This window comes from Anaeromyxobacter sp. SG17 (assembly GCF_022690695.1).
In the GTDB taxonomy this organism is placed as follows: domain Bacteria; phylum Myxococcota; class Myxococcia; order Myxococcales; family Anaeromyxobacteraceae; genus Anaeromyxobacter; species Anaeromyxobacter soli.
The window spans coordinates 102729-127837 of sequence record NZ_JALCYX010000003.1; the positions used below are offsets into that span (position 1 = coordinate 102729).

A 25109-nucleotide genomic window follows, 5' to 3' on the forward strand; every position below is an offset into this window, starting at 1 on the left:
TTCCGTCGCGGGCGCCGGGCTCCTTTGACGCGAGGCGGAAACGGGAATACCATGTTCGCGTTTCAACCTCGCGAGGAGGCGTCTCATGGCGAAGTTCCGCGGTCTTTCCCGGCTCGACGGGGTCGGGCAGGCGGCGCTGGTCGCGCGCGGCGAGCTCACCGCGTCCGACCTGCTCGATGCGTTCGCCGAGCGGCTCGAGGCTCTGAACGCGCTGCTGCGGGTGGTCCCCGCCGTGGACCTCGAGCGCGCGCGCGCGGCGAAGGTGCCGCCCGGACCGTTCGCCGGCGTGCCGTTCCTGGTGAAGGAGGTGACCCCGTACCCGGGCCTGCGCTGGTCATGTGGCTCGCGGGTGTTCGCCGGCAACGTCGCGGGGCCCGAGACTCGCACCCCGTACATCGGCCGTATCGATGAGAGCGGGCTCGTCACCGTCGGAAAGTCCGCTGCCTCTGAATTCGGGCTGCTGGGCAGCACGGAGACACTCCTCGAGGGCGTGACGCACAACCCGTGGGACCTGTCGCTGTCGGCCGCGGGCTCATCCGGCGGGGCCGCTGCAGCGGTCGCCGCCGGGATCGTTCCTCTCGCCCACGCGAACGACGGCGGCGGGTCGATCCGGATCCCCGCCTCGGTGTGCGGCCTCTTCGGGTTCAAGCCGAGCCGGACGCGCTGCGTGCCGGCGAGCCTCCCTTCCGAGTTCGGCGCCCTCGTCTCCGACCACTGCGTGAGCCGCACCGTTCGCGACAGCGCCCTGTTCCTCTCCGTGACGGAGGACCGGGCCGGTCCGCTCCCCGCCGTAGGGTACGTGCGGGAGCCGCTCGCGCGTTCGCTGCGGATCGCGACCTGGACGCGCACCCTCCTCGGCGAGGAGCCGGAGCCGGCGGTGCGCCGCGCCGTGGACGACGCGGCTGGGCTCTGCGCGGCTCTCGGACACCGGGTCGAGCCCGTCGCTTCGCCCGATCTCGACGGCGCGGCTCTCGGCGACGCTTTCTTCATCGTCGCCGGGGCGGCGGTGGCCGGCCTCGTGGAGCTGGTGGACCGGCTGCGAGGACACCCGGTGCAGCGGGACGAGCTCGAACCGTTCAGCTGGGCGCTCGTCGACGAGCTCGAACGCCGGGGCCCGGGCGCGCTGCCCGCGGCGCGCGCGGCGTTCGCCGCTGGCACCGAGCGGTACCTCGAGACGATCCGCGGCTACGATGCGGTCCTCACGCCGACGCTCGCGACGACGCCCTGGCGCCTTGGCCACCTCTCCCCGGTCCTGCCGCGCGAGGAGCTGCTCCGGCGGACCGGGCGCACCGTCGGCTACACGCCCATCCACAACATCGCGGGCTGCCCGGCGATGTCAGTGCCGCTGCACTGGACCGAAGAGGGCATCCCCATCGGCGTCCACTTCGCCGCCGCACCGGGCGCGGACGCGCTCCTGCTCGGTCTCGCCTATCAGCTCGAGGAGGCGCGCCCCTGGGCGGAACGCTGGGCACCCTTCTCCTACCCGCGGCTGTTCGAGGCCTGATGCCCCAGGTCCTCAAGGACGAGGTGCGCGCGCGCATCGAGGCGGCCGCCCTCCAGATCTTCGCGGAGCGCGGGTACGCCGGCGCGAAGATGACCGCCATCGCCGAGCGCGCCGGGGTCGGAACGGCGAGCACGTACCGCTACTACGCCGGGAAGTACGAGCTCTTCCATGCGCTCGTCACGCCTGCGCTCGCCGAGGAGTTCGAGTCGCTGCTCGACCGACGTGTGCGCGCCCTCTCCCGCGCGTTCCGGGCGGAGGCGACCCGGGGCGCCGACGACATCGGCGACGAGATGCTGCGCTTCTGGGCGGAGCACCGGCTCGCGGTCGTGATCCTGCTCGACCGCGCCGCGGGGACCGACTACGCCGCGTTCGGCGCGCGCTTCGTGGAGCGTCTCGTCGCCTCGACGCTCGCCGATCTGCGTCCGCGTCGCGGCGCAAGCGCGGCCGCGCGCTTCGTGCTCGCCCGGATCTTCGACAACACCCGGCGGATGCTCGCGGCGATCCTGGAGGCGCACGCCGACGAGCGCGCGCTCCGCGAGGCGATCGAGGCATTCTGGAGCTACCAGATCCCCGGGCTGCAGGGGTTCGCACGCTGGTCCAATCGTCGTTCTCGACGCCGGCTGTCCCCGAGCGAGCGGCGCGTGCCGCCCGTCACCGTGCCTCGTCCCTGAGCGCCGTGCAGATCGCAGGCGGGACGTCGAGGCGTACCCGCTCGACAAGGAGGCGCTGTTCCAGGCGGGCGACGTCCGCTGGCACCTCAGCGAGACCGGCGAGTACTTCGAGCGCGAGCGCGACCTCAACGCCTGGACGAGCTCCTGCGGGCGTGGCGGCGCGCGGACGCGAACGCGCCGCTCCTTGCGGACGCGCGGTCGCTCGAGGCGCGGCTCGCGCGGGCCCGTTGGCGCCGCCACGTCAGCGCGCGGCAGCCGCCTCGTCCGGTCCGAGGGGCTGGAAGTTCAGCTCCTCCCGGTCGAGCTCCTGCTCGACGCGCTGGAACGCAGCGTCGCCGATCGTGCCGTCCGCCCGCAGCGCGAGGATCCGGCTGCGCGCGGCGGCCGTCGCCTTGCGTACCAGGTCCGTCCCGACGTCGAGCCGCTGCCCCTCTTGCCCATCCGCGCCCACCGCCCCGCCGGCGTTGTCGGCTTCGGCGCGGCGGAGCAGCACCTCGTAGCGGCGGCGCAGCATGCTCGACATGTCGTCACCGGGCGCCTCTCCCGCCGCCGCGACCGACGCCCGCAGCGCCTCCACGCGAGCCAGGCGCAGCTCGCGCTCGATCTCGCCGTCATCCCGCAGCCGCAGCGCGCTCATCAGAGGCCGGAGCGTCAGCCCCTGAACGACGAGCGTGCCGAGCACGACCGAGAACGCCGTGAACAGGACCAGGTCGCGGTACGGGAACGCCGCCCCGCCGCCTCCTCCCGCGGGAAGCGCGAGCGCCGCGGCGAGCGTGACGATCCCGCGCATCCCGCACCACCCGACGACGGCCGCCGCGCGGGGCGACAGCCCGACGGCGTCGCGGCGCGGCTCCTCGCCCTCGGCAGCGGGACGGCACCGCCACCGGCTGACCGCGGCTGCGCCGGAGACCCAGACGATGCGCGCGAGGATGGTGGCGGCGCAGACTGCCGCCGCGACCACGACGTAGCGAGCCAGCGTGGCCGCGTCGATCCGGCCCAGGATCGCCTTGAGCTGGAACCCGACGAGGATGAACGCGAGCACGTTCAAGACGAAGACCGCGAACTCCCACACCGCGTACGACGGGACCCGGACCCGCGCGGGAACGGAACGCGACGCGGCCCGCGTGCTCGCCATCGCGAAGACGACGACGGTGAGGATGCCCGAGAGGTGGAGGCGCTCCGCGAGCATCCACACGGCGAACGTGCCGCAGAACTGGACGACGACCGCGATGGGCACGTCCTGGATCCGCGCGGTGAGCGGTACGATCACGCGCGACAGCACGTACCCGAGCACCACGCTGCCGGCGGTCACCACGACGAGCAGCGGGATGGCCTTCACCGGGGACACCGAGCCCGCGAGTGCGGCGCCGAGCGCGAGCCGGAAGACGAGGAGCGCGGTCGCGTCGTTGAAGAGGCTCTCGCCCTCGAGGATCACGAGGAGGCGGTGCGGCGGGCGGAGCTGCCCCAGGACCGCCATCGCGGCTGCCGCGTCGGGTGGAGCGACGATCGCGCCGAGCGCCACCGCGGCGGCCCACGGCATGTCCGGCACGACCGCCCGGGCCACCACCGCCACGAGGGCGACGGTCAAGGCGACGGCGCCCACGGCGAGCCCGGCAACGGACCGCCAGTTGGCGCGAAGATCGCGCGCGGACGAATCGAACGCGGCGTCGAGGAGCACCGGCGCGACGAAGAGCGTCAGCGCCAGATCGGGCTCGAGCACCAGCGTCGGAGTGCCGGGGACGAGCGCCAGGGCAGCGCCGGCGAGCGCCAGCATCGCGGGGTACGGCGTCCCCATGCGCCGCGACAAAGCGGTCAGGCCGGCGCCCGCGAGCAGCAAGGCGATGACGATCTCGAAGACGACCATGCCGTAGGGTTGTGCGGTGGCACACGCGTCCGCAATTCAGGCGCCCGCTCCGCACGGGTCGGGCCGACCGCGAGTCAGAGCCGCCCTTCTCGTGCTCGCCCGGCTGAGTAACGGGCTGCGGGATCGTTCGAGGCTGACGCTCCATCCCTCCCCTCCTCACGGTAAGCCGGTGGAGTCCTGCATTTCGTGAAGCTTTCCTGAACGGCCCATCCACTTCTCGCCCGTTTCGCGGGGCTCGGCGCGCGCGTAGGTTTCACGGCGTCGCCCGGCTCCGTGCAGGGCCGCAGCGCACCCCGAAGGGAGAAACAGTCCATGTTCCACGCCAAGGCCTACTCCGCGGCGAGCGCGACCGCGCCGCTCGCCCCTACCACCATCGCCCGTCGCGATCCGACCCCGCATGACGTTCAGCTCGAGATCCTGTTCTGCGGGATCTGCCACTCCGATCTCCACACCGTCCGGAACGAGTGGAGCAGCCTGATGTCCACGGTGTACCCGTGCGTTCCCGGCCACGAGATCGTCGGTCGCGTGACGAGGGTCGGTTCCGCCGTGACGAAGTTCGCGACCGGCGACCTCGCCGCCGTCGGCTGCCTCGTCGACTCGGATCGCACCTGCCCCGAGTGCCAGGCCGGGCTCGAGCAGTTCTGCCCCGGCCAGGTCCTCACCTACAACGCGCCGGACAAGCACCTCGGCGGCGTCACCTACGGTGGCTACTCGGACGGGATCGTCGTCGACGAGCGCTTCGTCCTGCGTGTCCCCTCGAACCTCGACCTCGCCGGCGTCGCGCCGCTGCTCTGCGCCGGCATCACGACCTGGTCGCCGCTGCGCCACTGGGGTGTCACGAAGGGAAAGAAGGTCGGCGTCGTCGGCATCGGCGGGCTCGGCCACATGGGCGTGAAGTTCGCCCGCGCGCTCGGCGCCCACGTCGTCGCCTTCACGACCTCGCCCAGCAAGAAGGAGGACGCGTTGCGCCTCGGCGCGCACGAGGCCGTCGTGTCGCGCAACGCCGACGAGATGCGGAAGCACGCGGCCAGCTTCGACTTCATCCTCGACACGGTCTCCGCCGAGCACGACCTCAACGCGTACGTCCAGCTCCTCCGGCGCGACGGCACCCTCACGCTCGTCGGCGCGCCGGAGAGGCCGTCCGCCCTCGCCGCCTTCGGGCTGATCCTGGGCCGCCGCAGCATCTCCGGCTCGCCCATCGGCGGCATCCCGGAGACGCAGGAGATGCTCGACTTCTGCGGCAAGCACGGCATCACCGCCGACGTCGAGGTGATCCCGGTGCAGAAGGTGAACGAGGCGTACGAGCGGATGCTGCGGTCGGACGTGAAGTACCGCTTCTCGATCGACATGGCTTCCCTGAAGGCGGCGTAGGCCGTCGAGGCCGGCGACATGAACCTGCTCGCAGCGATCGTCTCCCTCTCCGTCCTCGCTCCACCGCCCGCGCAGTACGGTCGGTGAGCCCGTCATGACGAAGCGTCCTTACGTGATCTGTCACATGGTCCCGTCCGTCGATGGACGGATCGTCACCGACGGCTGGCGCCTGCCGCATGGGCTCCTCGCGGAGTACGAGCGCACCGCCGCGTCGTTCCAGGCGGACGCCTGGATCATCGGCCGCATCTCGATGGAGCCCTACGCGGGGAAGGCGAGGCTGCCGGCGTCCACGCGCGGCGCCCGCCTCCCGCGGACGGACTTCGTCGCGCGCTCCGACGCCCCCTCGTACGCCGTCGCGATCGATCCCGGCGGGAAGCTGCGCTGGGAATCGGCCGCGATCGACGGGGAGCACGCCGTGACGGTGCTCACGGAGCAGGTCCCGGATCGCTACCTCGCGTTCCTGCGCGCGCGCGGCGTCTCCTACCTGTTCGGCGGAAAGAGCCGGATCGACGTTCCCACCGTGCTCCGCAAGCTGCGATCCCGGTTCGGAATTCGACGGCTGCTCCTCGAGGGCGGCGGAAAGATCAACGGCTCGTTCCTGGCAGCCGGCGTCATCGACGAGCTCAGCGTCCTCGTCGCTCCCGTCGCCGACGGCGGGGTCGGCACGCCGACGCTCTTCGACGCGCGTGAAGGGCCCGGGCCAGCGCGCCACCTGAAGCTCGTGTCCGTCGAGCGTCGTCGCGGCGACCTGCTCTGGGTCCGGTATCGGATCCGGAGCTCGGGCCACAGGTGAATGCGCCCGAGATCACCTCCGCTGACGACCGCCCACGCTCACCGGCCCGTCTCGGCACCGCGCGGTTGCGCGGAGGCCTGCACGCTCGGAGTCCGTCCCGTCCGGGTCTCGCGCACCAATGATTCACTTGCTACATCACCGACACAGTTGAGCGCCTTGAAGAAACGTGAGAGTCCCCCCGCCCGGCCGGAGGCGCGCTGGATGCTGCTGATCCACCAGATCCCGCCGACACCAGCCTATCTGCGGGTCAAGATCGGCCGGCACCTGGCTCGCATCGGGGCGGTCGCCATCAAGAACTCGGTCTACGCCCTGCCCTACGACGACGAGTCGCAGGAGGACTTCCAGTGGGTCCTTCGCGAGGTCGTCAAGGGCGGCGGCGACGCGTCGATCGTCGAGGCCCGGTTCATCGAAGGCCTCTCCGACGAGCGGGTGATCGAGCGGTTCCAGTCGGAGCGCGAGGCCGACTTCCGCCACCTCGCGGAGCAGGCGCGCGCCATCGCGGCAGCTCTTCCGAAGCGAGGCGTCGTTCCCGAGGACCGCCGCGCCGAGCTCGTAAGGCAGGTTGCACGCCTCCGCCAGCGCGCGACCGAGCTCGCCGCGATCGACTTCTTCGGAGCACCCGGGCGCGAGGTCGTCGATGGCCTCCTGTCCGGAATGGAGGCACGCATGAGGCCCGTCGAAGGAACGGAGCCGGCGAAGGCGTCGCTGGCTCGTGAGCAGCACCAAGGCCGCACCTGGGTGACACGCACCGGGATCAAGGTGGACCGGATGGCGAGCGCATGGCTCATCCGGAAGTTCATCGATCCGGAGGCGCGCTTCAAGTTCGTCCCGGCGAAGGGGTATCGCCCGGAAGAGGGCGAGCTTCGCTTCGACATGTTCGAATCGGAGTTCACTCACGAGGGCGAGCTGTGCACGTTCGAGGTGCTCGTGCGGCGATTCGGCCTCACCGATCCCGCCCTCCGCGCGATCGCCGAGATCGTCCACGACATCGACGTGAAGGACGCGAAGTACGGCCGCGAGGAGGCGCCTGGCATCGGGCAGCTCGTCGCGGGCATCGCTGCCGCGCATGCCGACGACGAGCAGCGCCTCGCCCGCGGCACGGCGCTGTTCGACGACCTGTACGCCGTGCACAGCGGCGCCACCAGGCGCTGATCGCTCGACGCGCAGAAGGAGAACTCACCTTCTGGAAGTGGCGGCTGAACGTCGTCGTCGTCGTGGCGGCGGGGGGGAGCGCTCGGCCTTCTCCGCGCCTTCGCTCCAGGCCTCTTCGGAGGAGCGCTCTCATGAGGGACGGATCCAGCCGGTCGTCACACGGCGGGCAGCACCATTCGAAAGACGCTCCCGTCTCCCTCGGTGCTCTCGACCTCGATCCGGCCGCCGTTCGCCGCGATGACCGACCGCGCGATGGCGAGGCCGAGCCCCATTCCGCCAGCTTGCCTCGCCCGGTCGGCGTCCACCCGGTAGAAGCGCTCGAAGATCCGCTCCAGGTGCGCCGGTGCGATCCCGGGACCGGTGTCTCTCACCTCGACGGCTGGCTCACCAGAAGGCAGGACCTCGACCACCACACGAATCGAGCCGCTCTGCGGCGTGTACTTGATCGCGTTGTCCAGGAGGTTCACGACTCCCTGCCGGACCAACGCCGGATCGCACCGCGCCTGAACCGCGGGAGGGGCGTCGACCGTCAGCTCCTGCCCCTTCTCCTCGGCGAGAACTCGGAGGTGCTCCGCAGCGCTCGTCGCGAGCGCGCCCAGATCCACCACCGCCTGCGCAGCCTGGATGCGTCCCGCGTCGGCGCGGGTCAGGAGGAGCAGGCCCTCGACGAGCCTCGTCAGCCGTTCGACTTCCTCCAGCATGCTGCCGATGACCTCGCGGTAGGCTGCCGGATCGCGCGCGCCCTGCAGCGCCACCTCCCCCACGCTCCGCATCGCGGTGAGCGGCGTCCGGAGCTCGTGCGAGGCGTCGGAGGTGAAGCGGCGGAGGCGCTCGAACGCGTCATGCAGCCGGGCCAGCGTGTCGTTGAACACGCCCGCCAGCTGGCCGAACTCGTCGCGAGGGTCTTCGACCGGCAGCCGTGCCTCGAGCGACTCGGCAGTGATGCGCCGAGCGTGCCTGGCCATGGCGCCGACTGGCGCCAGGACGCGGCCGGCGAGGAGGTACCCGCCTGCCAGCGCGCCGATCGCGGCGCAGGGGATGCCGAGCGCGAGAATGAGCGCGAGCCGGCCCAGAGCGCGGAGAGTGAGCGCCTCGTCGGTCGCGACCGCGATCCGGAGCTCGTGCCACGACCTCGTCTCGATCCGATAGGAGTGCCCTTGCGGCGAGGACCAGGTGGCCGGCATGGCCTCGGTCAGCGCCGCCCGGTCGAGCCCGATCCTCGTCCAGGCAGCCGTTCGATAAAGGACGCTTCCGGCGTTGGTGACCTCGAAGAGCTCGACACCGGCGCGGGTCTCGACCTCCGCGAGATCGTAGTCGGCCTCCCGATAGGTTCGCTCGATCGTCGCGACGTCGCGCGCCAGCCGGGCATCGAGATCGCGGAAGAGCTGGGCTCGGACGAGCGCGTAGACCGCACCGGAGAAGGCGCAGACGATCAGGGTCAGCACGCCCGCGTGCCACAGCGCGAGACGTGCGCGGACGCTCTGCGGCCGGAGCGTCATCGCGGCTCCACGCCCAGCACGAAGCCGACGCCACGGATGGTGTGGACGAGCTTCCTCGGGAACGGATCGTCGACCTTCCGGCGCAGCCGCGCGATGGTCACGTCGATCACGTTGTCGAGCGGCGTCGCGCGCGCGGTCACCTTCCAGACGTCCCGCGCGAGCATCTCGCGCGAGACCACGCGCCCCTGGTGGCGGAGCAGGTACTCGAGGATCTCGAACTCCTTGGCCGTGAGCTCCAGCGCCCGCGAACCGCGCTCGACGGCTCGACTCACGGGGTCGAGCTCGAGGTCTTCGTGCCGGAGCTTCGACGCCGGATCGAGCCTGCCGCGGCGGAGCAGGGCCCGGATGCGAGCCAGCAGCTCGGGGAAGGCGAAGGGCTTCACGAGGTAGTCGTCCGCGCCGACGTCGAGGCCCAGGACCCGGTCCTCGACGGTGTCCTTGGCCGTGAGGATCAGCACCGGGGTCTGAAGACCGCGAGCCCGGAGCGCCGCGAGGATCTCGAGGCCGCCGCGCTGCGGGAGCATGAGATCGAGCAGGATGAGATCGAACGACTCGTTCGAGACGAGGAAGAACCCGTCCTCCCCGCTCGCCGCGACGCGCGTCTCGAAGCGCTCGGCGCCGAGCCCGTCGGCGAGCGCCCGCGCCACCTTCGTCTCGTCCTCGACGATCAGGACTCTCGGGGGAGCTTCGGCATGCACGATCGAAAGTATAGCGGCGCCATGGCAGACGAATCCTGACAGCGCTGTCAGGGAGTCTTCAGGAGCTCCGCGAGCGCAATTGCCCCATCCTTGGCTCTCGCGGAGCGGCTCGCTCCGACCGAGGAAAAGGAGATGTTCAATGCTTCGAACGATCGGTGTTGTTGCGCTGGCGTCCGTCGCGCTCGCAGGACCGGCGCTGGCGCAGGCCGCTGGGAAGACCTGGGACTTCCAGGGAGATGCCGTGGGCTCACCGCCCGCCGGCTTCTCCCTCGGCCGGACGGGCGAGGGCCGTCCCGGAGAGTGGGTCATTCAGCTCGACGCCTCCGCCCCCGCCGGCGATCACGTGCTGGCCCAGGTCGATGAGGACGGGACCGACTCCCGCTTCCCGGTGGCGGCCGCCGACGCACCCGTGCTCAGGGATCTTCGCGCCGAGGTCCGGTGCAAGCCGGTGGCGGGGAAGGTCGACCAGGCCTGCGGACTCGTCATCCGCTACCGCGACGCGGACAACTACTACCTGGCCCGGGCCAACGCGCTCGAGGACAACGTGAACCTGTACCGCGTGGTCGACGGGCGGCGCCGGCAGATCAAGGGCTGGAGCGGACGGGTCGTGTCCGGGGCCTGGCACACGCTGGCGGTCGAGGCGCGCGGCAACCGGCTCCAGGTCTCCTGGGAAGGGAAGCCGATCATCGACGCGACGGACGACACGTTCAAGGACGCCGGGAAGGTCGGTGTTTGGACGAAGGCCGACTCGGTCACGTCCTTCGACGCGCTGTCGGTGATCGGGCTTCCATAGCGCCTCTCGCTGCCGCTGATTCTCCGTCCCGCAGCTCAAACGACAGGAGCCTTATCGTGAAGCCCCTCACCGCCGTCCTCGCCTCGCTCGTCCTCACGGGGTCCGCTGCCCGAGCGCAGGCACCCGCACCCACCGGTCCCGCATCCCCCGCGCCCGCTGCCCCTCCGACCGCACCCGCGGCCCCGGCCATCACGCCGTCCAGGGACTTCCCCAAGGGGACCGCGACGCCGTCCGCCGACTGCGGCGCCTGCCATCAGGCCATCTATCGTGAGTACGCCGAGGGGTTCGGGAGCGACATGCGATACCCCGGCGTCAGGCTGCGCGCGCAGGGTGACAAGGTCCTCGAGATGCCCGCCGGCACGTCGGTCGCGGCGAGTGCGCACGCCGTCTCCGGGACCGATCCGTGGCCCATCCACGCGCGAGAGGCCGAGGAGGAAGGCAAGAAGTGCAACGTCTGCCACCTCCCGCAGCCGTTCGCGATTCCGGAGCGCACCGCGCTCGAGATCGTGAAGCCGGCACCCCGCGCTGAGGCGCAGGGCGAGGGCATCACCTGCGCCTCCTGCCACCTGACCCCCGAAGGGAAGATCCGGGGGCCGCACAAGGTCGACGCGCCGCACGCGACCCTCGCCGACGAGCGGATGTCGAGCTCGGAGATGTGCGCGTTCTGCCATTCCATGGGCAAGCGCGTCCCGGGCAAGCAGACCCAGACCTATCTCGAGTGGCGTGACGACTTCGCCGCGCCGGGTCTCGGTCGCCAGCAGTGCCAGGACTGCCACATGCCGCGGACGCAGCGAAAGACCGCCGAGGGCGCGGACGTCCCGGTGCGCGCGGTCGCGCGCCACCTCTGGACCGGCGGTCACTCCGGCCAGCGGCTCGGCAGTGCCCTTTCGCTCGTCATGCTGCAGCCGCAGCAGGACCGCGCGAACGTGGAGCTCCACGTGATCAACGTCGGCGCTGGGCACTCCGTCCCCACCGGCTCGAACCGGCGTGCCATCTACCTCCAGACGCGGGTCCTCGATCGCAAGGGGAAGGTCCTCGCCACGCGCGAGTGGATGTTCGCGCCCTGGTACGGCCCGCGCCCCGACGACCGGTCCTTCCTGGAGGAGGACAAGAAGCGTCCCGACCACATCGCCGCGACCCAGGCGGACGAGCAGGGCCCGCACGAGGCGCCTGTCCGGGCCGGCGAGGAGCGGGTCCTGACCTGGCAGCCCGAGCTCCGCGACGGCAGCTACGTCCTCGAGGCGAACCTCGTGTACGACCTCAACCGTTACAACGACCGGACGTTCAAGGAAGACCAGCGGGAGATCTCGCGGTTCACCTTGCCGCTTCAGGTGAAGGCGGGCCACTGAGGAACGACGGTCGTGAGAACGACATCGTGGATTCGGCGCGCTCTCCTTCTCTCCTGGTTCGCGCTCGCAGCGGCATGGCCACTCACGGCGAGCGCGTACCGACCGTTCAACTCGACGGACGCCGCGGTGGCAGCGAAGGGTGAGATGGAGATCGAGTTCGGTCCTCTCGGGTACCTGGTGCAGGGGCCCGACAAGACGCTGGTCGCGCCGAGCCTCATCCTCAACTGGGGCTTCGCGGATCGCTGGGAGGCGGTGCTCGAAGGGCGCCATCTCGTGCACCTCGGGAGCGACCTCCAGGAGCCGCGCTTGCGCGTCGAAGACACCGCCTTCTCGCTGAAGGGGGTCCTGCGCGAAGGCAGCCTCCAGCAGAAAAATGGGCTGAGCGTCGCGACGGAGATCTCCGCCCTGCTCCCCACCGTCAACGGCGACCCCGGCGTCGGGGCAGAGGGCGCGCTCGTCGTGTCGCAGCGCTGGCGTGATCTCACCGTCCACGTGAACGGCGCCGGCGCCTGGACCCGCGCGCACACCCCCGGCGTGTTCGGCGGCGTCATCCTCGAAGGTCACGCCGCCTGGCCCGTTCGCCCCGTCGCGGAAGCATTCGTGGAGTGGGGACGTGACGAACCGACGACGGTCTCCGGCCTCGTCGGATCGATCTGGCGCGTTTCGGACGGCCTCTCGCTCGATGCCGGCGTGCGACTCTCGCGCGCCGGCGGGATCGACATCACCGAGATCCGCGCCGGGCTGACCTGGGGTTTCAGCGTGGGAGTCCCGAGATGATTCAACGCCGATCGCTCTTCTGCCTCGCCCTCGCCTTGGCGGCCGCCGCCGGCTGCCGGAGCCGCTCGCGCGAGGTCGTCGTGTATCTGTCGATCGACCAGGTCTTCACGGAGCCCATCCTGCGCGACTTCGAGCGCCAGAGCGGCGTGAAGGTCCGGGCCGTCTTCGACACCGAGGAGACGAAGAGCACCGGGGTCCTCAACCGGATCATCGCCGAGGCGAGGAGCCCACAGGCCGACGTGTTCTGGTCGGGGGACCCCGTCCGACCGCAGCTGCTCGTGAAGCGGGGGCTCGCTCAGGCGTACGTCTCGCCGCAGGCCGCAGCGGTACCGCCGGCCTTCAAGGCAGCCGACGGGACCTGGACCGGTGGCGCCGCGAGGGCGCGCCTCCTCCTCGTGAACAAGACCCGCGTGAAGCCGGACGAGATGCCTCGATCCGTTCGTGACCTCGCGGACCCGAGGTGGAAGGGCCAGACGGCGATCGCGAACCCGCTCTTCGGCACGACCACCATGCACGTCGCCGCGCTCGCGGACGCATGGGGCGATGACGCGCTGAAGGCCTTCCTCACGCGGCTCAAGGCGAACGGGTGCCGGATCGCGAGCTCGAACGGCGAGGTGAAGCGCCTCGTCGCCTCGGGCGAGGTGGCCTTCGGCCTCGCCGACACCGACGATGCGGCCGAGGCGCTCCACGACGGCGCGCCGATCGAGATCGTCTACCCCGATCAGGATGGGATGGGCACCCTGCTGATGCCTACCGCGGTGGTGTCGCTCGCGGGGCCACACGCCGAGGAGGCGCGGAGGCTCGTCGATTACCTCCTCTCCGCTCCCGCCGAGCAGAAGCTCGTCGACGCCGCCGCGCACATCCCGCTGCGGGCCGGTGTCGACCCTGCGCCGGGTGGAAAGCGTGCGAGCGAGATCAAGACCATGCAGATCGACTACTCGAAGGTCGCCGACACGATGGAGCGGCTCCAGCCATGGCTCCGGGAATGGGCTGGGCTATAGCGCTACGGCGCCGGGAGGAGCCCCTCCTCCTCATCGCGGCCGGGATCACCCTCGCCGCGCTGGCGCTCGCGCCAATCGTGTTCCTGGGCTGCGAGCTCGCGAAGGGCGGCGCTCTCCGCCATGCGGCGCAAGCGCTCTCCGCGCACCGGACCTGGGGCCTCTTCCTGTCATCGTTCGGGCTCGCATCCGCAGTGACCGTCCTCTCGCTCGCGGTGGGGCTGCCGCTGGGGTTGCTGCTCGGCCGCGCGGACGTCCCGCTCCGGCGCGTCGCGCTCTGGCTGCATGCGTTCCCGCTGTTCGTGCCGCCCTTCCTGCTCGCGCTGGGGTGGTTCCATCTGTTCGGCCGCGGCGGCCTCGTCGGCTCCGACCTCGGCGCTCGCATCCTCTTTTCTGCGCCGGGGGCCGTCATCGTCCTGGCGCTCGCGCTCGCGCCAATCGCCACCTCGCTCGCCGCCGTCGCCCTGCAGGGCGTCGATCCGACGCTGGAGGAAGCGGCGCTCCTCGTCGCGGGACCCCGACGCGCCGCGACGTGGATCCTCCTCCCGCTCATCCGGCCGGCCGTCGCGCTCGCGGCACTGATCGTCTTCTCGCTCGCGTTCTCCGAGCTCGGCGTCCCGATGTTCCTGCGGGTGGCCGTCTACCCGGGAATGGTCTTCTCGCGGCTCGGAGGCGCCGACTACGCGCCCGGAGAGGCCTTCGCGCTGGCGCTGCCGCTCTTCGCGGTCGCCGTCGGGCTGCTCGTCTTCGAGCGACGCGTCGCCGGACGGCGATCCTTCGCGGTGCTGGGTGCGCGGAGCCGCGAGGTCCCCGAGCTGCATCTCGGCCGCTGGCGCCCCGCCGCGACCGTCTTCGTGACCGCCGCGGCGCTGCTGCCCCTCGCGCCCATCGCGGCGCTCGCCGCCCGGGCCGCCCGCGGCGGCGGCTTCGCGGAGCTGCCGCGGTGGATCGGAACGAGCGCGTGGAACAGCCTTCTCGATGCGCTGATCGCAGGGACGTTGGTCCTCGCGCTCGCCGTCGTGATCGGTCACGCCGCGGCGCGACGCCGCCGCTTCGGCGTGGGGCTCGACGCGCTCGCCGTGCTGGCGTTCGTGACGCCGGCTTCGGTGCTGGGCGTGGGCCTCATCGCCACCTGGAATCGCCCCTCCCTCCAGGCCGTCTACGGTACGAGCGCCATCGTCGCCCTGGCGTTCGCGGCGCGGTATGGCGCCGTGGGCCTCCGGACCACGGCGGTGTCCTTTTCGCAGGGGTCGGAGCACTACGAGGAGGCGGCGGCGATCGCCGGCGCGCGCTTCTTTCGCCGCCTGGGCCGGATCCTCGTACCGCTCCACGGGCGCGGGCTCGCAGCCGCGTGGCTCCTCGCCGTCGTCTTCTGCCTGCGAGACCTCGAGACGGCGGTCCTGCTCTATCCGGCGGGCCAGGAGCCGCTGACGGTCCGGATCTTCACGCTCGAGGCCAACGGGCCGGAGTCGGTCGTGGCGGCGTTGTCGTGCGTCCACGTGGCGATGACGGCCGCGGTGCTCGTCGCAGGATCCGTTCTTCTCTTTCGGAGGAAGGCGTGAGCACGTCCATCGAGCTCGACGGCGTCGCCGTGCTTCGCCAGGGTCGAAAGGTTCTCGACGAGGTCTCGTTGCGGGTGCCGGCCGGCGCGATCCTCTCGGTCCTCGGCAGCTCGGGGTCGGGGAAGACGACTCTCCTGAGAGTCGTGGCGGGCTTCGTCCGTCCGCAGTCGGGCGTCGTGCGCATCGGGGACGCGCTGGTGAGCGAGCCAGGGCGGATCGTGATCGCGCCCGAGGAGAGGGAGATCGCGATGGTCTTCCAGGACCTCGCCCTCTGGCCCCACCTCACGGTCCACGGGAATCTCGCCTTCGGGCTCGCTGGAAGAAACGTGACGCGAGCCGAGCGGGAGGACCGAATCGCCGCGATCCTCGCCCGCGTCGGCCTCTCCGCAAAGGAGCGTCGCCATCCCGGCGAGCTTTCAGGTGGCGAGCGCCAGCGCGTCGCCATCGCCCGGGCGCTCGTGCTCGACCCGCGCGCGGTCCTGCTCGACGAGCCGCTCTCGAACCTGGACGTCGGTCTCAAGCAAGAGCTGCTCTCGTTCTTTCGCGAGCTCCTCGGCGAACGCAAGGCCACCGCTCTCTACGTCACTCACGATCCGCGGGAGGCGCAGGCGCTCGGGGATCACACGGCGTTTCTCGACGAGGGGCGGATCGTCCACCTGGGCAGCCTGGACGGACTGCGCTCGCGGACGGACCTGCCATTCGCCAGGCAGATCCTGCAGGCGCTCGCGTAGTCACAGCGCGGCACGCCCGAGCACCTCGAGCTGGGGCGCGGGCGCACCGTGTCTCCGAAGACCGCTGGGATCGTGTACGCTGCGAGTCCGGATGGAGGCTCCATGTCCCGGATCTCCTGCCTGCTCGCGATGACCCTGTGCGCAGCATGCTCCGGCCCCCGCGCGCCCACGAGGCTCTCCCCGAGGGTGCCTGCGTCCGCCGAGGAGGTCCACCGCGACGCCCTCGTGATCGACCTGCACCTCGACACCCCGCAGCGGCTCCTCGACCGGCACTTCGACCTCGGCGAGCCGCTCCGCGATTTCGGCCAGGTGAATCTCGAGACGCTCCGCCGCGGGAACGTCGGCGCCGTCTTCTTCGTGCTCTGGCACGCGCCGGAGCTACCGGAGTCCGGCGCACACGCCCGCGCGCTCGCGCTCGCGGAGGCCGTCCGCGCCCAGGTGGCGCGCCACTCCGACGCGCTCGTCCTCGCGGGGAGCGCCGACGAGATCGTCGCCGCCCGGCGCGCCGGGAAGATCGCAGTGCTGCTCGGGCTCGAGGGCGGCGAGGCGCTCCGCGGAGACGTCGGCGAGCTCTCGCGGATGCACGCGCTCGGCGTCCGTTACGTCGGGCTCACCTGGAACGCGCACACCGCCTTCGCCGACGCGGGGAAGCCGGACACTCCCCGGCACGGTGGCCTCTCCGCTCTGGGCCGCGCCGCGATCGCCGAGATGAACCGGCTCGGCATCGCCGTCGATCTGTCCCACCTCTCGGACGCCTCGGCGGCCCAGGCGATCGCGGTGAGCAAGGCACCGGTCCTCGCGACGCACTCGTGCGCCCGCGCGCTCGCCGACCACCGCCGGAACCTACCCGACGACCTCGTCCGCGCCGTCGCCGCGAACGGCGGCGTCGTCGGCGTCAACTTCCACTCGGCCTTCCTGGACGCCGCATACGCCGCGCGCGTCGCCGCCGCCGAGAAGGCGCACGCGCCCGAGCTCGAGGCGCTCACCCGCTCGCTCGAGAACGCCGACCTCGTTACGAGGATGTGGTCTCCGTTCCTCTTCGAGATGCGCCTCGGCTACGAGCTGCCGCGCCCTCCGCTGTCGGTGCTCGTCGACCACGTCGAGCACCTCGTGAAGATGGCCGGCGTGGATCACGTCGCGATCGGGACCGACTTCGACGGCGGCATCGTCCCGCCCGCGGGCATCGACTCGCCGGCCGACCTGCCGGAGCTCACCGCCGCACTGCTCGACCGCGGCCACTCGCCCGACGACGTCCGCAAGATCCTGGGCGGCAACTTCCTGCGTGTGCTCCGCGACGTCGAGCGCGTCTCCCGCGAGCTGGGCGGAAGCGCGCGGTAGGCGCTCGAACGCGCAGGCGGCGCGAGCGACGCGCTCGCGGCGAAAACCGAGCTGGGGGAACGCGCCCGTGACGGGCGCGTCCCGCGGCGACTCAGGCGAAGTTCAGGACGAGGACGAGGACGACCGCGAGGATCCCTCCGATTCCGACCGTGAGCTTCGTCCCAAGCGACCAGGTGCTCCAAGAGTTGTTGGTTGTCATTTGACTCCTTCTCTCGCCGCAGTATCGCGGCTGTAACCACCATGTGCCTATTTCACGCGCGGCGATAGCCGCGTCGCGAGATGGTGGCCCGATGGGGCGGATGCGAGCGGCCGGTTCGAGCCGTTTGCGGCTCGGATCGGGAATCGCGCCTCGAGCGCCTCGAGCGCATTCGTGATGAGGAGGTCGAAGGTGTTGACGTTCGGTGTCGACTGCCGTCCGGATTCGCGTTGAGCGCATCGGTCGCCGTGACGACGTCGGAGACCGACGTGGACCTTGGCGCGACCCCCGCCGATCGCGTCGCCGCCGCGGCGGCCGCGCGAACGATAAGCGCCCGCTCTTCACGGGAGTGTGCTGCGAGGACTCGACTGCTCGCTCGGGAGCGGGTGGAGGCGCGCCCGCGGAGTGGAAGACCGCGCGCAGCCTCTGGCCTGCGTCCTCGAGGCATGCGCCGGCGAGCGCCGCCGCCTCCCCGCGCGGCAGCAGAACGCTCGCCAATCACTTGGGTCTCACCCGTCCGCGCTGTGCGGGTTTGGTAACGTGGTGCTGCGCAACCGGCGTCGGGACGGAGGGCGCAATGCGCACCGCGGTGTCACTGGGGCGAGGTGTCGCGCCGACCACGCCGATCCGGACGCCGGACCAGCGCCTGCGCGTCTTCATCAGCTCGACGCTCGATCTGCTGCCGGAGCGCAGGGCGGCGCGCGCCGCGGTGGAGCGGCTACACCTCGCGCCGGTGATGTTCGAGCTGGGGGCGAGGCCGTACCCGCCGCGTGCGCTCTACCGCGCATATCTCGAGCAGAGCGACGTGTTCGTGGGGATCTATGCGCGTCGCTACGGCTGGACCGCTCCCGACCAGACGGTGAGCGGGCTCGAGGACGAGTACGCGCTCTCAGGCGATCGTCCGAAGCTGCTCTACGTCGAGCGCGCAGGGGATCGCGAGCCGCCTCTCGACGCGCTGCTCGAGCGCATACGCCAGGAGGACCAGACCTCGTACAAGGAATTCGACAGCGCCGACGAGCTCGGGAGGGTGCTCGAGGACGACCTCGCGACGCTACTCAGCGAGCACTTCGACATCTCGGGCGCGACGCCGTCGCGCGAGGAGGAACCCGCCTCGCGCCTACCCGTCTCCTCCACCTCGTTCGTCGGGCGGGAGGACGCCATCCACGAGGTACGAGCGCTCCTGTGCGCCGGTCGGGCGCGGCTCGTGACGCTCACCGGGCCGGGCGGGATCGGCAAGACGCGCCTCGCGTTCGAGGCGGTGCGAGGGCTCTCGTGCCGCTACCGCGACGGCATCACCCCGGTGTTCCTCGAGGCGGTGGCCTACCCCGAGGAGGTGCTCGGGGCGATGGCGGAGGCGCTCGGGGTGGCGGACACCCCGGGCCTGTCGCGCCTCGAGATGCTGGTCGCCTATCTCCGCGACCGCAGGGTCCTGCTCGTGCTCGACAACTTCGAGCACGTCATCGACGCCGCGCCGCTGGTGGCGAAGCTCCTCGCCACGGCGCGCGGGCTGCGAGTCCTCGTCACGAGCCGTGAGCTCCTCAACGTGCGCGGCGAGCACGGGTACGAGGTGGGCCCCCTCAAGCTGCCGGACCCGAGCTGTGGGTGCGACCTCGGCGCGGTGCTCGGGTCGGAGTCGGTCCGGCTGTTCCGCGATCGCGCCTGCGCGGCGCTCCCCGGGTTCGCGCTGGACGAGCAGAACGCCGCGGCGGTCGTGGAGATCTGCAGGAGGCTCGAGGGGCTGCCGCTCGCGATCGAGCTCGCGGCCGCCCGGATCCGGATGCTGCGCGCGTGCGAGATCGCCTCCCGCCTCGATCGGCGCCTCGGCTTCCTCGTACACGGGCCGCGGGATCTGCCGGAGCGGCAGCGGACGCTGCGCGCCACCATCGCCTGGAGCCACGGCCTGCTGTCGCAGGAGGAGCGCCGCATCTTCTCGAGGCTCGGCGTGTTCCGCGGCGGGTTCACTCTGGATGCGGCCGACGTGGTGTGCGAGCCGAACTGCGACCTGCTCCAGGTGCTCTCGTCGCTGCTCGACAAGAGCCTCGTGCGCGGCGGCGACGGCCGCGCGGGGAGCGTCCGGTTCACGATGCTGGAGAGCATCCGGGAGTTCGCGCTCGAGCAGCTCGGCGCCGCGGGCGACGAGGAGCCGGTCCGGCGCCGGCACGCCGCTTGGTTCCGCGAGTGGGTCGAGCAGTGGTGGCTCGCGTTCGAGCGGGACCTGAGCCGCGAGCCGGAGCTCGCCGCGAGCGTGTCGGACGAGCTCGACAACGTCCGCGCCGCGGTGCGGTGGCACCTCGATGCGCACCAGCCCGGCGCCGCGGCCGCGATGGGTCTCGCCCTGTGGCCGTTCTGGTGGATCCGGAGCCATTTCACGGAGGCGCGGAGCTGGATGGAGGAGGTGCTCCGCTCGGAAGGCTTGGCCCCCCGGGATCGCGCGACCGCGCAGCTCGTCATCGGGCTCGCGGCCGTGGGGCAAAACGACTACGCGGCGGTGGCGCGGACGCTCCCGGCGGCGCGCGCGGGGCTGCTCGAGGTGGGGGACGAGATCGGAGCCGCCATCGCCTCTGTGCCCCTCGGCCTCGGGCGGTGCCTCGCGGGGGATGCCGCGGGAGGGGAAACCGCCATCCGGGAGGCGCTCGAGACGTTCGAGCGCTCGCGCCACCCGTTCGGCGTGTGCTTCGCCCTGATCGTGCTCGGTCGCGTGCTCATGCTCCAGGGCCGCCTCGAGGACGGCATCGCCGCCGACGAGAGCGCCGCCGCGCGCATGCGGAGCAAGGGCGAGCTCATGATCCGGAGCCTGAGCCTGCTCTCGCTCGCCTGGGCCTACGTCGGGAAGGCGCGCCTCGAGCGCGCGGCCGCCGCGGTGGACGAGGCGCTGGCGGTGCTCGCGTCCCTCCAGAACCCGGAGGGCATCGCGCGCGCGCTCGACGTGGCCGGGGCGGTCGCGTTCGAGAGGGGAGTCGCGCGGACCGCGGCGCTCCTGCTGGGCGCGGCGGAGGGCACGCGCCGGTCGGTGGGAGCGCGGCCATGGCTCCTCGACGATCCGGCTCGCTCCCGGCTCACCGCGGACGCCCGCGCGGCGCTCGGCGCGGCGGCCTTCGAGGCCGCCCACGCCGAGGGCCTGGTGCTCCGCGGGGCGCGCGCCGTCGCGGTCGGACGCGCCGCGATCGCGGGTGCCGGCGCGGCGGGGTCCCAGGTGGCGGCGGGGTGAGGAGAGCTCGCTGCGCCGGTCGCTCCGCGCCCGGGGTTCCCATCACTCCTTCAAACAGGCCCGGACTCCGCCAGCGACGAACGTCGACTTATCGCACCACGTTGCAACGGGGTAATAGTCGCCCATCACTTCCTGGGCACACTTCCCCGCTTCGTCCACGGAGGAACGGTCCAGAGTACCCGTCAACACGAGCGCGAACGTGCAAGGGGGATCGGCCGCGACGGCATCCTGGACGGAGTGGTGGAAGTCGGGGGAAGGCAGCATGTTTCGGAAGAACAGCATCTTGGGATACTGCTCGTCGCCCCACGGCAGCCAGCTGATGTTGGGCCTCAGCCAGGCCGGGCGCAGCAGATCGTCCGATATGACGATCGTGTAATAGCCGCCCACGACATCGGCGGTCAGGTCGGTCACGCAGCCCACCGTCGGCACCGGCAACGCAAGATCGGCCTCGCAGATCGACCAGTACCGCAGGTCGACGGTGCGAAAACCCCGTGCCGGAGTCGCGATCGACGATCCGTGGAAGGTGTCGGGAAACCCCGGAGCCTTTCCATGGATGACGATGATCCGCCCAGGCTGGTAGTCGCCCGGGAACATGCCCAGATACTTGTTCTCTGGATTTGGAAGCAGCGACGGTGGCGGGGCAATCGGCGCCGCAAACCAGAGCCGGTCGGAAGTTGGCGTGCCTTCGCTCACCGTCAGGTCGACCGGGAAGAGCCCTTGAAGAAGGGCGCTCACGTCGGTCAGCCTGTTGACCCGCGAGCATGGCTGCAATTGCTGACTCGCGCCGTTCCTCGTCACGGATACGGTGGGCAGTGGCACGCCGCCCATCAGGTTGTGACCGCCAACGGATGGATCCGCGTCCGGCACGTACATCCGCAAGAGCAGCCAGGCAAAGTCCGAGGAGACCGTGATCGTATTTCCGGGAGGCTGGCCGGCGCGCGAGATCACGACCGTATACGTACCGCTGGCGGCGCCGGGTTCGACGAACGGATTGACGCTGCCCGGATCAGGGGTGATCTGGGCGTCGTGGAGATCGCCATCGATGACGCCGGTCGGCGTCTTCTCGCTGTTCGTCTGGTAGGCGACGAACGAGAAGAAGCGGGCATGAGGATAGGTGCCCTCGAGCGTCATCGTGTCGTAGTTGGCGAAGGGCATGAGCCAGTATCGAGCGGCCGTGTCGGGTGACGTTGCATTACCGAATCCTTCCGGTGAAAGCTCGATCGGCCACGCACACTCTTCGACGTTCTGGCCGCGAGCGGCGCCGGGGCCGATCACGATCGCGCAAGTCACGAGAGCCGCGGGTATCCCCATTCGAGCGAGTACCTTCATGATTCCCTCCCCTTGATCGATTCGAGCGTTCGTCTCGGTCATGCGAAGCATGGCTACTCGGCGAGCCGGAACCAGATCGCGCGATCCGGGACGATGTCCTCGTGACGCGGGCCCGATCGCGTCACCGGGTTCAGGTAGGCGCGGTACCCGATCATCATGGAGTTCTCGAGGGGGATCCCATTCCCCGAGGGTTCCGGGAAGCCGTACGGGTTCGGGTCCGGCTCCGGCACGACGACGCGGTACGGATCCGTCCCGGCGGCCCGGGCCTTCCTCACGACGCGGACGGCGTAGAGGTAGCGCGCCATCGGGTCGCCGGGGAGGTACCGCTCGGCGCTGCCGGCGAAGTCGTGGCTGTTCATGGACGCGACGCCGTTCCAGATCGGGTCTCCACAGCCGTTGAGGTAGCGCGGTGCGGCTCCCGGGTCCGGACACGGGTAGCGCACCCAGTCGCCGTACACGGCGAAGCTCGAGTACGTCGCGACTCCGATCGCGGCATGGTTCACGCCGTACACGACGACCATGTCGTCGTCGCCGAGCGTGAAGTCGGACGGCGCGCCGTCCTCCGCGGTCCTGAAGTACGGGGTGTCGGAGCTCTCGCCGGCGACGAAGGCGCGGAACGCGGGAGACGCCGGATCGTCCTCCAGCACGTCCTTCGAGTCCGCGAACCAGCGGACAGACTCGAACTGCCGCGACGACGTCGCCGCCGTCTGATCGAGGATCGCTCCCCCGAGTCGATCCAGTGCCTCCAGCAATCCCGGCACCAGGACGGTCTCGTGAGTGAAGGTCCGGTCTCGCCACGCGGGCGTCGGGAACGGCTGCAGCGTGGGAGCCACCCTCGGCGTTACCCGGTACACCCTGGCCCAGGAGTCGTCGTGCAGGTAGTGCCTCCCCTCGGCCTCGCTGGTGAAGTTCGCCGTCCGCAGCAGGAAGAACAGGGTGTCGGCGTCCTCGCCGATGCCCATCCTCAGCTCCTCCCCGGGCAGCACGTACGAGTTCAGCATCGAGGCGGGATACCCAGCAGCGCAGGCGCTCTTCGCGACGCGCTCGTAGATCCCCTCGTCCGCCGTGAACACTACGATGGTGTTCTTGTGGAACGGGTTTCCGCTCCCTTCGGTACGGATCCGCAGGTCGTTCAGCGGATCGCGGAGCGACGCGAATACCCAGTCGCCGGTCGCCGTCACCCGGACGCCCGGGTACCTCGCCCAGAGCATCGGACAGAAGCTGAAGTAGTCGCCTCGCGGCGGGGTCCCACCCGCGTAAACGATCGCCTCGTTCGGCGCCAGCTTGAAGGCGTCCGACGCCTCGTCGATCCCGCCCCCCTGGTCCGGGTGGGCGGGGACCACGAATCGCTTGTAGTACTGGGGAAAGTTGAACCCCGACGCGGAGTCGATGGCGTGCTGGTCGAGGGCGTCGATGGGGTCCACGAATGTCGCCAGCCCATCCTGGACGATGAAGCCCTCGGCCTCGAGCGCGGCACGGAACGCCCTCGCCCGTCCGCCGTCGACGCCGTCCCGCTTCTCGCGGCTCTCCGCAACAGGAGGCGTCGCCGACTGCGCTCCGGTGGTGTTCGAGGGCTCCTCACCGCCCGAGGAGCAGCCAGTGACCCCGACTGCCACCGCGACGGCGGCGCCGATGCCGAGGAGCAGTTGCCTGGAAGCCATGGAAACTCCCTCGCGGAAGACCCGCGGCCGGGGGACAAGGCCGAGCGCGATCATCGTGAGTCCGCGAAGCGACCGCGTACATCGATTACGCGGGTTCTCGCGTTCGGGGCTACGTTCCCTTCGGCGAGTGCGAATCGCGTCCCCACGGGCGCGCATGCGGCACTTCGAGCGCGCCACGCCTCGTGCCCGAGGCTCGCTAAGGCGCGAGAAGTGTCCGGACGACGAGCTCGCCGGTCGAGCGTGCGCACGCGTGAGCGAGTGGCACGACGCGTCGCACCCGGGCTCCGCAAGCAATTGGACCGACCCCGAGATCGCCCCTCATGTCGGCGAGTGACGGGCGTGGCACGGCCTCTGCCTGCCGTCGCTCCGTCCACCCCGCCAGGCGCCTCATCATCTTCCCGACGAGGCCGATTCCTGGGCGGAGATCTCGTTCAGGCGCCGTTCGAGCAGGGCCTTCTCGGGATTCGTCGGTGCGGCCTCGAGGGCGCGCTTCGTATGCATGAGCGCGCGGTCGCGATGCCCGCACCTTCGATGAAGCTCGCCGAGCGTCGCGTCCCACAAGTAAAAACCAAGGAGCCAGCTCGGCGCCTCGAACGCCTCGAGCGCGGCGAGGCCCGCGTCGGGCCCCTTCCACGCGGCCAGCGCGATCGCGCGATTCAGGACGTTGAGCGGCGACGGAGCGACGCGCTCGAGCACCTCGTAGAGCCGAACGATCTCCTCCCAGTCGGTGTCGACATACGAGGGCGCTAGGCAGTGCTGCGCCGCAATGCCGGCCTCGACGTGATATCGCGAGACCGCCTCGCCGCGTGCGGATCGCATGAGGTGATCGAGCCCCCGCTCCACGAGCTCGCGATCCCAGTGCGAGCGATCCTGCTCCTCGAGGAGCAAGAGGCCTCCCCATCCGTCCACGCGAGCGTCGAAGCGCGCTCCGTGAAAGCACATGAGCGCGACGAGCGCGTCCGTCTCCGGGAGCGCTCCTGCGGGATCTCGCCTCAGCACGAGCGCCAATCGAAGCGCTTCGTCGCAGAGCTCGCGGCGGATCACGCGATCGGGCTGCGCGGAGCTGTAGCCCTCGTTGAAGAGCAGATAGAGCATGTGAAGGACGCCCTGCACACGCTCCGGATCGACGCCCTGCACCTCCGCGTGCTCGCGTAGCCGGGCGCGGGCGCGCTGCAATCGCTTGTGAACGGCGTCTTCGCTCTGGAACAACCGAAGCGCGATCTCCTCGGTGCTGAAGCCGCAGAGGGTCTTCAGCGCGAGCACGAGCTGCGACTCGGGCGGGATCGCAGGATCGGCGCACACGAAGAGCAGCCGAAGCACGTCGTCCTGGACCTCTTGCTGCGCGTAGTCGGCGTGGACTTCGGCGAGGTAGCGCTCACCTCGTTTCTCGCGACGAAGCTCGTCGAGCACGTAGTTGTGCGCGACCCGATAGAGCCACGCTTCTGGGTTGTCGGGCAGCTTCGACGACCACGATTGCGTCGCCTGGAGAAGAGCGGTCTGCGCGGCGTCTTCGCAGAGCTCCATGCGATCGACGCCGAATCGGCGCGAGAGAATTGAGACCAAGCGCCCGAGCTCCCGGCGGAACCAATGCTCTGGAAGCTCGGGCGTCGTCATG

19 protein-coding genes are annotated in these 25109 nt (G+C 70.8%); 13 read left to right on the top strand and 6 right to left on the bottom strand.

What is annotated here, in order from left to right; translation table 11 throughout:
* Positions 1-85 precede the first annotated feature (85 nt).
* Both MNY60_RS02395 and MNY60_RS02400 read left to right on the top strand, forming a co-directional pair.
* Positions 86-1504 carry an amidase family protein gene (locus tag MNY60_RS02395; RefSeq protein WP_242352312.1) on the top strand — a complete coding sequence of 473 codons (1419 nt, stop codon included), beginning with the start codon at positions 86-88 and terminating at the stop codon, positions 1502-1504.
* Entirely contained in the window at positions 1504-2175 is a 672-nt protein-coding gene (locus MNY60_RS02400) for a TetR/AcrR family transcriptional regulator (protein WP_242352314.1), read from the top strand. The genes MNY60_RS02395 and MNY60_RS02400 overlap by 1 nt, the downstream gene beginning before the upstream one ends.
* Before the next feature lie 241 nt (positions 2176-2416).
* Here the strand turns inward: MNY60_RS02400 and MNY60_RS02405 are convergent, their stop codons facing one another.
* Positions 2417-4039 (bottom strand): sodium:proton antiporter, encoded by a 1623-nt coding sequence (locus tag MNY60_RS02405; protein WP_242352316.1) that lies wholly within the window; start codon positions 4037-4039, stop codon positions 2417-2419.
* Between the two features lie 312 nt (positions 4040-4351).
* Between MNY60_RS02405 and MNY60_RS02410 the strand changes: the two genes are divergently transcribed.
* From MNY60_RS02410 to MNY60_RS02420, 3 genes are all read left to right on the top strand, one after another.
* A complete protein-coding gene (locus MNY60_RS02410) occupies positions 4352-5410 on the top strand; it encodes an NAD(P)-dependent alcohol dehydrogenase (protein WP_242352318.1) in 1059 nt (352 codons plus the stop codon).
* Between the two features lie 94 nt (positions 5411-5504).
* Positions 5505-6203 carry a RibD family protein gene (locus tag MNY60_RS02415; protein WP_242359964.1) on the top strand — a complete coding sequence of 233 codons (699 nt, stop codon included), beginning with the start codon at positions 5505-5507 and terminating at the stop codon, positions 6201-6203.
* The gene (locus MNY60_RS02420; protein ID WP_242359965.1) at positions 6204-7355 is read left to right on the top strand and encodes a chromate resistance protein ChrB domain-containing protein; all 1152 of its coding nucleotides are present in this window, start codon (positions 6204-6206) and stop codon (positions 7353-7355) included.
* A 155-nt stretch (positions 7356-7510) separates the two neighbouring features.
* On the opposite strand, the gene MNY60_RS02425 is transcribed toward MNY60_RS02420, so the two are convergent.
* Positions 7511-8854, bottom strand: coding sequence for a cell wall metabolism sensor histidine kinase WalK (locus MNY60_RS02425; RefSeq protein ID WP_242359966.1), 1344 nt, complete (start codon positions 8852-8854; stop codon positions 7511-7513).
* A complete protein-coding gene (locus MNY60_RS02430; RefSeq protein ID WP_242359967.1) occupies positions 8851-9552 on the bottom strand; it encodes a response regulator in 702 nt (233 codons plus the stop codon). The genes MNY60_RS02425 and MNY60_RS02430 overlap by 4 nt, the downstream gene beginning before the upstream one ends.
* A gap of 139 nt (positions 9553-9691) precedes the next feature.
* Between MNY60_RS02430 and MNY60_RS02435 the strand changes: the two genes are divergently transcribed.
* The 8 genes from MNY60_RS02435 (at position 9692) to MNY60_RS02470 (ending at position 20504) form a co-directional block, all read left to right on the top strand.
* Positions 9692-10345, top strand: a complete 654-nt coding sequence (locus MNY60_RS02435) for a hypothetical protein (protein WP_242359968.1) — start codon at positions 9692-9694, stop codon at positions 10343-10345.
* 296 nt (positions 10346-10641) lie between these two features.
* A complete protein-coding gene (locus MNY60_RS02440) occupies positions 10642-11694 on the top strand; it encodes a NapC/NirT family cytochrome c (RefSeq protein WP_242359969.1) in 1053 nt (350 codons plus the stop codon).
* A 126-nt stretch (positions 11695-11820) separates the two neighbouring features.
* Positions 11821-12471, top strand: coding sequence for a hypothetical protein (locus MNY60_RS02445; RefSeq protein ID WP_242359970.1), 651 nt, complete (start codon positions 11821-11823; stop codon positions 12469-12471).
* The gene (locus tag MNY60_RS02450; RefSeq protein WP_242359971.1) at positions 12468-13472 is read left to right on the top strand and encodes an extracellular solute-binding protein; all 1005 of its coding nucleotides are present in this window, start codon (positions 12468-12470) and stop codon (positions 13470-13472) included. Before MNY60_RS02445 ends, MNY60_RS02450 begins: the two co-directional genes overlap by 4 nt.
* Positions 13445-15031 (top strand): iron ABC transporter permease, encoded by a 1587-nt coding sequence (locus MNY60_RS02455; protein WP_242359972.1) that lies wholly within the window; start codon positions 13445-13447, stop codon positions 15029-15031. Before MNY60_RS02450 ends, MNY60_RS02455 begins: the two co-directional genes overlap by 28 nt.
* A complete protein-coding gene (locus tag MNY60_RS02460) occupies positions 15028-15762 on the top strand; it encodes an ABC transporter ATP-binding protein (RefSeq protein WP_242359973.1) in 735 nt (244 codons plus the stop codon). The genes MNY60_RS02455 and MNY60_RS02460 overlap by 4 nt, the downstream gene beginning before the upstream one ends.
* A 186-nt stretch (positions 15763-15948) precedes the next feature.
* A complete protein-coding gene (locus tag MNY60_RS02465) occupies positions 15949-17100 on the top strand; it encodes a dipeptidase (RefSeq protein ID WP_242359974.1) in 1152 nt (383 codons plus the stop codon).
* Positions 17101-17873: 773 nt separating this feature from the next.
* A complete protein-coding gene (locus MNY60_RS02470) occupies positions 17874-20504 on the top strand; it encodes a DUF4062 domain-containing protein (RefSeq protein WP_242359975.1) in 2631 nt (876 codons plus the stop codon).
* A 42-nt stretch (positions 20505-20546) separates the two neighbouring features.
* Here the strand turns inward: MNY60_RS02470 and MNY60_RS02475 are convergent, their stop codons facing one another.
* The 3 genes from MNY60_RS02475 to MNY60_RS02485 all read right to left on the bottom strand — a co-directional run bounded on the left by MNY60_RS02475 (position 20547) and on the right by MNY60_RS02485 (position 25108).
* Positions 20547-21875: a hypothetical protein gene (locus MNY60_RS02475; RefSeq protein ID WP_242359976.1), complete on the bottom strand. Its 1329-nt coding sequence runs from the start codon at positions 21873-21875 to the stop codon at positions 20547-20549.
* 11 nt (positions 21876-21886) lie between these two features.
* Positions 21887-23494: a hypothetical protein gene (locus MNY60_RS02480; RefSeq protein ID WP_242359977.1), complete on the bottom strand. Its 1608-nt coding sequence runs from the start codon at positions 23492-23494 to the stop codon at positions 21887-21889.
* A gap of 390 nt (positions 23495-23884) precedes the next feature.
* On the bottom strand, positions 23885-25108 hold the full coding sequence (locus MNY60_RS02485; protein WP_277956811.1) for an RNA polymerase sigma factor: 1224 nt from the start codon (positions 25106-25108) through the stop codon (positions 23885-23887).
* Position 25109: the final 1 nt, after the last annotated feature.

Bases quoted from the DNA above. Each gene is read 5' to 3' on its own strand.
- MNY60_RS02395 (WP_242352312.1), top strand. From the start codon at position 86: ATGGCGAAGTTCCGCGGTCTTTCCCGGCTCGACGGGGTCGGGCAGGCG.
- MNY60_RS02400 (WP_242352314.1), top strand. From the start codon at position 1,504: ATGCCCCAGGTCCTCAAGGACGAGGTGCGCGCGCGCATCGAGGCGGCC.
- MNY60_RS02405 (WP_242352316.1), bottom strand. From the start codon at position 4,039: ATGGTCGTCTTCGAGATCGTCATCGCCTTGCTGCTCGCGGGCGCCGGC.
- MNY60_RS02410 (WP_242352318.1), top strand. From the start codon at position 4,352: ATGTTCCACGCCAAGGCCTACTCCGCGGCGAGCGCGACCGCGCCGCTC.
- MNY60_RS02415 (WP_242359964.1), top strand. From the start codon at position 5,505: ATGACGAAGCGTCCTTACGTGATCTGTCACATGGTCCCGTCCGTCGAT.
- MNY60_RS02420 (WP_242359965.1), top strand. From the start codon at position 6,204: ATGCGCCCGAGATCACCTCCGCTGACGACCGCCCACGCTCACCGGCCC.
- MNY60_RS02425 (WP_242359966.1), bottom strand. From the start codon at position 8,854: ATGACGCTCCGGCCGCAGAGCGTCCGCGCACGTCTCGCGCTGTGGCAC.
- MNY60_RS02435 (WP_242359968.1), top strand. From the start codon at position 9,692: ATGCTTCGAACGATCGGTGTTGTTGCGCTGGCGTCCGTCGCGCTCGCA.
- MNY60_RS02440 (WP_242359969.1), top strand. From the start codon at position 10,642: ATGCGATACCCCGGCGTCAGGCTGCGCGCGCAGGGTGACAAGGTCCTC.
- MNY60_RS02450 (WP_242359971.1), top strand. From the start codon at position 12,468: ATGATTCAACGCCGATCGCTCTTCTGCCTCGCCCTCGCCTTGGCGGCC.
- MNY60_RS02455 (WP_242359972.1), top strand. From the start codon at position 13,445: ATGGCTCCGGGAATGGGCTGGGCTATAGCGCTACGGCGCCGGGAGGAG.
- MNY60_RS02470 (WP_242359975.1), top strand. From the start codon at position 17,874: ATGCGCACCGCGGTGTCACTGGGGCGAGGTGTCGCGCCGACCACGCCG.
- MNY60_RS02475 (WP_242359976.1), bottom strand. From the start codon at position 21,875: ATGACCGAGACGAACGCTCGAATCGATCAAGGGGAGGGAATCATGAAG.
- MNY60_RS02480 (WP_242359977.1), bottom strand. From the start codon at position 23,494: ATGGCTTCCAGGCAACTGCTCCTCGGCATCGGCGCCGCCGTCGCGGTG.
- MNY60_RS02485 (WP_277956811.1), bottom strand. From the start codon at position 25,108: ATGACGACGCCCGAGCTTCCAGAGCATTGGTTCCGCCGGGAGCTCGGG.